Source organism: Streptomyces botrytidirepellens, assembly GCF_003721215.1.
In the GTDB taxonomy this organism is placed as follows: domain Bacteria; phylum Actinomycetota; class Actinomycetes; order Streptomycetales; family Streptomycetaceae; genus Streptomyces; species Streptomyces himastatinicus.
The window spans coordinates 1-7,336 of sequence record NZ_RIBZ01000708.1; the positions used below are offsets into that span (position 1 = coordinate 1).

At 74.3% G+C, this 7,336-nt stretch carries 5 protein-coding genes; 2 read left to right on the plus strand and 3 right to left on the minus strand.

Annotated features, from left to right (window positions below):
• Together EEJ42_RS36475 and EEJ42_RS36480 are read left to right on the plus strand one after the other, a co-directional pair.
• On the plus strand, window positions 1-1,593 hold a 1,593-nt coding region (locus EEJ42_RS36475; protein WP_123106482.1), incomplete at its 5' end, for a TOMM precursor leader peptide-binding protein.
• Window positions 1,594-1,743: 150 nt separating this feature from the next.
• Window positions 1,744-2,985: a sensor histidine kinase gene (locus EEJ42_RS36480; RefSeq protein ID WP_246097601.1), complete on the plus strand. Its 1,242-nt coding sequence runs from the start codon at window positions 1,744-1,746 to the stop codon at window positions 2,983-2,985.
• A 7-nt stretch (window positions 2,986-2,992) separates the two neighbouring features.
• Here the strand turns inward: EEJ42_RS36480 and EEJ42_RS36485 are convergent, their stop codons facing one another.
• From EEJ42_RS36485 to EEJ42_RS36495, 3 genes are all read right to left on the minus strand, one after another.
• Window positions 2,993-3,598, minus strand: a complete 606-nt coding sequence (locus tag EEJ42_RS36485) for a response regulator transcription factor (RefSeq protein ID WP_123106483.1) — start codon at window positions 3,596-3,598, stop codon at window positions 2,993-2,995.
• Window positions 3,599-3,766: 168 nt separating this feature from the next.
• Window positions 3,767-5,407: an AMP-binding protein gene (locus EEJ42_RS36490; RefSeq protein ID WP_123106484.1), complete on the minus strand. Its 1,641-nt coding sequence runs from the start codon at window positions 5,405-5,407 to the stop codon at window positions 3,767-3,769.
• 124 nt (window positions 5,408-5,531) lie between these two features.
• Window positions 5,532-6,797 (minus strand): M6 family metalloprotease domain-containing protein, encoded by a 1,266-nt coding sequence (locus EEJ42_RS36495; protein WP_184503446.1) that lies wholly within the window; start codon window positions 6,795-6,797, stop codon window positions 5,532-5,534.
• Between the last annotated feature and the right edge of the window lie 539 nt (window positions 6,798-7,336).

The following is a 7,336-nucleotide window of genomic DNA, read 5'->3' on the forward strand; positions in this document are numbered from 1 at the left end:
CCGGTGCCGCGGCCGCCCGCCTCACTGCCCGCGAGCCGCGCGGCCGCGCTCCAGCTGGCCGCGCTGGAGGCCGCCAAGTGGCTGGCCGGGCACCGGCATCCGGGCCAGCAGGCGCTGTGCACCCTGGACAGCCTCACCGCCACCGTGGACCGCCATCCGCTCGCCCGCCGCCCGCAGTGCCCCGGGTGCGGGAATCCGGCGCTGGTCGCGGAGCGGATACGGGCGCCGCTGGCCCTGCCGTCGCCGCGCGAGCCCCGTGACGACCACGTAGACACCGAGGCCGCCGCCGACGACGCCTCACCACGCCGCGTCATGGAGCGTTACGGCCATCTGGTGGACCCCGTCACCGGGCTGGTCACCGAGATCCGCCGCGATCCGCGCGGTCCGGCCTTCCTCAACTGCTACCACGCCCGGCACCCTTCGTACGCCGCGTACGCCACCTCCCCGAGCGGGCTGGACGCCGTACGCGCCGGGCTGGGGGCCGCCGCGCACGGCAAGGGGCGGACCGCCGAGCAGGCCCGGGCGAGCGCCCTGTGCGAGGCACTCGAGCACTACAGCGGCCACTTCCAGGGCGACGAGCCGCGCCAGCGCGCCCGCTACCGCGCGCTGGATCCGGCGGACGCGGTGCATCCGGACACCGTCCAGCTCGTGGACCCACGGCAGTTCGCGCGGCCGTTCACGGACCAGGGGGCGCCGCGCCACCGGCTCCCCGACCCGTTCGACGAGGACGCCGAGCTGGACTGGACGCCGGTGTGGTCGCTCACCGCCGAGCGGCACCGGCTGCTGCCCACCGCGCTGCTGTACTACGGCGCCCCGCAGCCCCCGGGGCGGCGCTGCTGCCGGGCGGACTCCAACGGCGCGGCGGCCGGGTCGACCCTGGCCGACGCCGTCGTACGGGGCTTCCTGGAGCTGGTGGAGCGGGACGCGGTCGCCCTGTGGTGGTACAACCGCACCCGTCAGCCGGCGCTCCCCCTGGACGCCTTCGACGACCCGTGGCTGGCCGAACTGCGCCGCGCCCACGGCGGACTGCGGCGCGAGGTGTGGGCGCTGGACCTCACCACCGACTTCGGCATCCCGGTGGTCGCCGCGCTCTCGCGCCGCACCGACAAGCCCGCCGAGGACATCACGCTGGGCTTCGGCGCCCACTTCGACCGGCACACCGCGCTGTGCCACGCCTTCGCCGAGCTGAACCAGATGCTGCCCGCCGTGGTCGAGGCCCGCGCCGACGGCGGCGGATACGGCGCGGGCGACCCGGAGGCGCTGCGCTGGTTCCGCACCGCGACCACCGCCAACCAGCCCTACCTGACGCCCGATCCGGATGCGGCGCCGCCGCCCGGGATGGCCGCTCCCCCGGACGGCGACGCGCTGGCCGCCGTACGGGAGGCGGTCCGTGCGCGCGGGATGGAGCTGCTGGTGCTGGACCAGACCCGGCCGGATGTGGGGCTGCCCGTGGCCAAGGTGCTGGTGCCCGGACTGCGCCCGCACTGGCCCCGGTTCGCCCCCGGGAGGCTGTACGACGTCCCGGTGGCCCTGGGGCGGCTGCGGCGGCCGACGGCGTACCGCGACCTGAACCCCGTTCCCCTTTTCCTGTGATTCTTCCTGTGATCCCCGGTGACAACCCGTAACTCTGTGTACAGCATGAGCCTTCTCCGCACCCCCTCCTCCCCCGCAAAAGATCGGATACTCTCGGGCAAGCCGCCCAATCCGGCCCGATCATCCGGAGGACGAGTGCAGGGGAGCCTCTTGCCCGACGATGCCGGGGAAAAGCCGCCGCGCGACCACGACGACCTGGCGCCGCGCCTGGCCGTGGTGATCACGGTGGTGGTGCTGCTGGGCTACTTCACCGTCGCCGTGACGTATGTGGTCGAAGGGCTCCCCCCGGGGGGCGCGGTGGTGCGGATGCTGGAGATCCTGCCGGTGCTGGCCGCGCTGCTGGGCATCCAACTGCTGCACTCCTTCCCCGGTCTTGCGCCCCGGCTGGCCGCCGCCCGGCACTGGACGCTGCTGCTCCAGGCGACGCTGACCTTCCTGCCGTTCGCCGTCTTCGAGCAGGCGTGGCTGGGCATGCCCGGCTTCCTGGCGGGCTCCGGGCTGCTGGTGCTGGCTCCGGCGGTGGCCTGGCCGACGTTCGCCGCAATCCTGGTGATCACCGATGTGCTGCTGTTCCAGGTGGGGTTCGGCTGGGACAAGGTCGCGTACACCACCGTGTCCACCACGATCACCGGGCTGGTGGTCTTCGGCCTCTCCCGGCTCTCCGGGCTGGTCGCCGAGGTCTCCCGGTCACGCGCGGAGCTGGCCCGGCTGGCGGTCGCGCAGGAGCGGCTGCGGTTCTCGCGGGACGTGCACGACCTGCTCGGCCTCAGCCTCTCCACCATCACCCTCAAGTGCGAGCTGGTGCACCGGCTGGTGCCCCGGCAGAACGACCGGGCGCGGCAGGAGCTGGCCGAGATCCTCCAGACCTCCCGTCAGGCCCTCGCCGACGTGCGGGCGGTGGCCAGCGGCTACCGCAAGATGTCGCTGTCCGCGGAGGCGGAGACGGCCCGGTCCATGCTGGCCGCGGCGGGCATCCGGGCCACCGCGGACATCGACTGCGGGCCCCTGTCCGAGCGGGTGGACACGGTGCTGGCGAGCGTGCTGCGCGAGGGGCTGACCAATGTGCTGCGGCACAGCAAGGCCGAGCACTGTGCGATCACGGCCCGGCGGTCGGGGCCCACGGTGCGGCTGACGCTGGTGAACGACGGGGTGGGCAAGGCGTCCACCCTCCTGCGCGCGGACAGCGTCACCGGTACCGCGGGCACCGACGGCGGCAGCGGGATCGGCAACCTCCGGGTGCGGCTGTCGGGCCTGGGCGGGCGGCTGTACGCGGACGTACGGTCCGACGGCCGGTTCGAGCTGCGGGCCGAGCTGGAGGCGTCCACGGAGGCGCGACGCGGGGGGCGGGGGCGCGGTACGGAGGAGGAGCGGGGCCCGGCGGTGACGGCGTGACGTCCCGCTACAGCCAGCCCGCCTCGCGGGCGATCCGGATGGCGTCGACCCGGTTGCGCGCGTTGAGTTTGGTGACGGCCGAGGTCAGGTAGTTGCGCACCGTCCCCACCGAGAGAAAGAGCCGGGCCGCGATACGCGCGGCCTCCTCGCCCTCGGAGGCCATGCGCAGCACCTCCAGCTCGCGCGGGGTGAGCGGCTGCGGGCCGTCGTCCAGGGCGGCCAGGGCGAGTTGTGGATCGATGACCCGCTCGCCCCGCGCGACCGCGCGAATGGCGTCGCACAGGGTGGCCGGGCTGCTGTCCTTCAGCAGAAATCCGGCGACATGGGCCGCGAGGGCGCGCCGCAGATTTCCGGGCCTGCCGAGGCTGGTGAGCATCATGGTCCGGCATTCGGGAACGGCGGTGTGCAGCTCGGCGGCGGCGGTCAGCCCGTCCACCCCGGGCAGGTCGATGTCGAGAATCGCGACGTCCGGGCGGAGCTGACGGGCCTGCGGCAGAATATCGGCGCCGCTGGAGAATTCGGCGACGACCTCGATATCGGGTTCGAATTCCAGCAGGGCGACCAGCGCCTTGCGCAGCATATGCATGTCTTCGGCAATGAGCACTCTGACCATGTCGGCCCGCCCTTCCCCCCACCTGCCCCCGCATGACGATTATTCCCCCGTGTTTCCGGGCCTCGCAGCTCTTTCCGCCCGATTCCCTTGTCGAACAGACGTATTACCTCGCGACGTATCCCGGGGCTTGTCCCGGGGCTTGTCCCGGGCTTATCCCGCGGCCGCTGTTCAGGCCGCGCCGCCCCGGCACGGTTCGGTGGGGCCGGGCGCGTAGTCCGCGTGCAGGGCGCGCAGTTCACCGCGCAGATACCACTCGCGCAGCACGGCGCGCCGCACCTTCACCGCTCCGTCCCGGCGCACCGTACCGGGGCGGACGAGCAGCACCGCGCCGGTGTTGACGCCGAACTCCTCCGCCACCCGGGCCCGGATCCGGGCGGCGAGCCGGGGCAGTCCGGTCCGGGCGGCGCCCGCCGTACGGACCTCCTGGACCACGACCAGCGGCCCGGCGCCGGGCCCCGCGCAGAACACCCGGGCCGACCCCAGGGCCCGCCCGCAGCCGAGGAGTTCGCGCTCGACGTCCTGGGGGTGCAGGGTGACGCCGTCCACCAGGAGGCCGTCGTGGACGCGGCCGGTCATGCGGATGCCGCCGTCCGCGGCGAGGCCGAGGTCGCCGGTGCGCAGGAATCCGCCCGGGCCGTCGTCGGCCCGGGCGGCGAAGAGCGGCACGGTGTCCGGTGGCCGCCCCCAGTGGCCGGTGGCCACGGCGGCGCCGCGCGCCCAGATCTCCCCGGCCGTCCCCTCGGGCAGTCGGCGGCAGGTCAGCGGGTCGACGACGCCGAACTCCGCACCGGGCACCGGGGCCCGGCCCTCGGCGAGCAGCAGGGGCGCGCCTTCGGCGGGGGCGTATCCGGCGACCAGGGTTCCGGTGCGCAGCCCCGCGGCGGCGTAGCGGCGGGTGAAGGCGGCCATGGTGGCGGGCGAGACCGGCTCCCCGGCGTTGAGCGCGGTCCGCCAGCGGGAGAGGTCGAGCCCGGCGGGCTGTTCGTCGGCGGTCAGCGCGGCGCAGCGCGCGTAGTGGGTGTCGGGGGCGACGGCTTCGGTGATGCCGTGGCGGCTGATGGCCCGTAGCCAGGCGGCCGGGTCGGTACGGTACGGGCGCGCGGGCAGCGGGACGGCGGTGGCGCCCAGCCACAGCGGGTGCAGCACCTGCCCGATCAGGCCGGGGGTGTGGCGGCGGGGCAGCCAGCCGCCGATCCGGGAGCGGGGGCCGGTGCCCAGGGTGGCCCGCAGAGCGTGCATGGCGGCGAGGAGGTTGCCGTGGGTGAGCCGGGCGCCGCGCGGGGCGGTGGCGGGCCCGGAGTCGTACGCCAGCAGGGCGAGGCTGTCGGGGTCGGTGCGCGCGGGCGGGACATGGCCGGTGCCGTGGTCCGGCCGCAGCCGGTCGACGGGCAGGCAGGTGAGGTCGGCGCGGCCGACGAGGGAGAGGCGGCGGGAGGTCTCGGTGGCGTGCGCGGTTTCGGTGAGGACGAGGTCCACGACGGCGTCCTTGGCGATCGCCGCGGTGCGCTCGGCGGCGGTGCGGGAGGCGGTGGGCGCGGGGACGGGAACGGCGACGGCGCCCGCGTAGAGGCAGCCGAGCAGGGCGGCCGCGACGTGCGGGCCGGGGTCCAGGACGACGAGCACCCGGCGCCCGGCGGCGTCGCGTCCGCGCAGCCAGGCGGCGACGGCTCCGGCGCGGGCGTCGAGTTCGGCGTAGGAGATCCGCCGCTCGCCGCCGGTTCCGTCCGGGTGGGCCAGCGCCACGGTGTGGTCCCCGCCGTCCCGGGCCCGTTGTCTCAGTGCCTCGGCCAGATTCGCGTGTCGTGGCATGGTCGCTCCCGGGCGCCGGAGATCAAAACGAGGCCACAGTCTCGGAGCGCCACCTCGAACGCTGCTTGATCACCGTTCGGATGCCGGGTGCTGCGCTACGGTGTCGACCGGTTCAGCAGGCGCGCTAGGTGCGCTCGCCACGGGTGACCTGGACGGCCCAGGAACCTCCGGTGGCGCGGCCGGTGACGGTCACGCGGACCGCTTCCTCCCTGGCCAGGAGGGAGTCGCCGACGCCGAGCGGGGCGTCGGCCAGCTCGGGGTAGACGGACTCGTTCCAGCAGGCCGAGGTGGCGGGGTGGCCGTCCAGCACCCGGACCGGGCCCTCGCCGGAGGCGGCGTCGTTGCGCACCCGGTAGACCAGGACGCCTTCGGTGCAGGTGCCCGCGTCGTTGCCGTACGCGCCGCGCGCCTCGATGGCCAGGGCGGTGGTGGGGCCGGTGCGGACCACCACCAGCCGGGTGCGGGTGTCGGCGCCGGGGCGGCCCTCCATGGGGGCGCTGAGGGGCTGGAGGGTGTACATCTTCGGGCCGAGGGCCCGGGCGCAGACCACCTGTCGGCCGGTGAGCCAGCCGAGTTTCCACTTGTGCCAGCCGAAGGGGTCCGGGGACAGTCCGAACTGGCTGCCCATCAGGTCCCAGTCGCCGACGTAGGTGTCCCAGTCGCCGCTGTTGTCGGCGGTGCTGGGCCGGTGGTAGAGGTCGGGCAGGTCGAAGACGTGCCCGGTCTCATGGGCGAGGACATGGCGATCGGGCGGGTGGTGCTCGAAGACGGTCACCAGGCGCCGCAGATCCTTACCGTCGGCGCGCAGGGGCCGTTCGAAGTTGACCACTTTGGTCGCGTCGGCGTCGACGCCCGGGGCGTCGGGGTCGGCGACCAGATAGACGATGTCGTAGCGGCCGAAGTCCAGGTGCGGATCGGCGGCGCGGATGGCGTCGCGCAGATACGCGGCGCGGCGCGCGGAGTTCCAGTCGCGCTGTATGGCGTACGCGGTGGACGCCTTCGGCATGGTGATCCAGTGCCGCAGCGAGTGGACGCGCAGCGAGAAGCGCCCGTAGGAGGCGCGCTGGAAGAAGTCGCCGGTCGCGGGGGTGTGGTCGGCGGCCAGCCGGGCGGGGGTGACCTTGGGGGCGGCGTCCGGGAAGGACAGGAAGACCATGGCCGCGCGGAGGGAGCGGACCGGGCGGGGGTAGTTGCGGTTCCAGCTGTCCAGCCCCTCGGAGTGGTGGGCCTCGGTGCGCTCCAGGGTGCACGGCCCGCCCGCGCCAGCGGCCGTGGCGGGGCCCGCCACCACGGTGGTGGCGATGACGGCGCTCAGCGAGGTCAGTACGGCCTGGGCACGGCGCAGCCGGGTCGTCCGCGGCGCCCCCGCGGGCTGCTGAGGACGCGCCATGCCGACCTCCCGGGCGTAGACGGAACACCCACTCCACCCTGGGTCGGATTGGCGCGGTACGCCCTGTTCGGCTGGACCGGTCGAGTGAACCGGCCGGGAATCGGGTACGTAACAGACGGTCACATCCGGTCAAGCGGGCAGTGCGCCCGCGCAGAGTCGAACAGATACGACCAAACACCTTGTCAAGGCGGCGGTGATCGCGATGGCGTCGATGGAACGCGCGGAGTACGAGCCTCTATGATCGGCACATTTCCAGCGGGGATTACCTATTCAGGCAGGCCCTTGGCGCCTGCCCGGCACCCGGTGTGAGAGATGCACGAGACGTGTACGACACAGATGACATACCTGGACCAGACAAACGCCACGCGGGAGCGAGCGGTGAGCGGAACCCCCGACGGGCAGGGCCGCGCGCCCGGCGCGACGCTGCCGACGATCACTGAGCGTCATACCCACCCCAGCGCTCCCCCCGTCGAGGCGGGCGCCGGCGCACCCCCCGCCCCGGCGGCCGCCGCGGGCGCGCAACCCTGCCCGCAGGGCGC

What these genes read in the sequence shown, in the direction of transcription:
- EEJ42_RS36485 (WP_123106483.1), bottom strand. Translation starts at nt 3,598, where the DNA reads ATGGTCAGAGTGCTCATTGCCGAAGACATGCATATGCTGCGCAAGGCG.
- EEJ42_RS36495 (WP_184503446.1), bottom strand. Translation starts at nt 6,797, where the DNA reads ATGGCGCGTCCTCAGCAGCCCGCGGGGGCGCCGCGGACGACCCGGCTG.
- EEJ42_RS36490 (WP_123106484.1), bottom strand. Translation starts at nt 5,407, where the DNA reads ATGCCACGACACGCGAATCTGGCCGAGGCACTGAGACAACGGGCCCGG.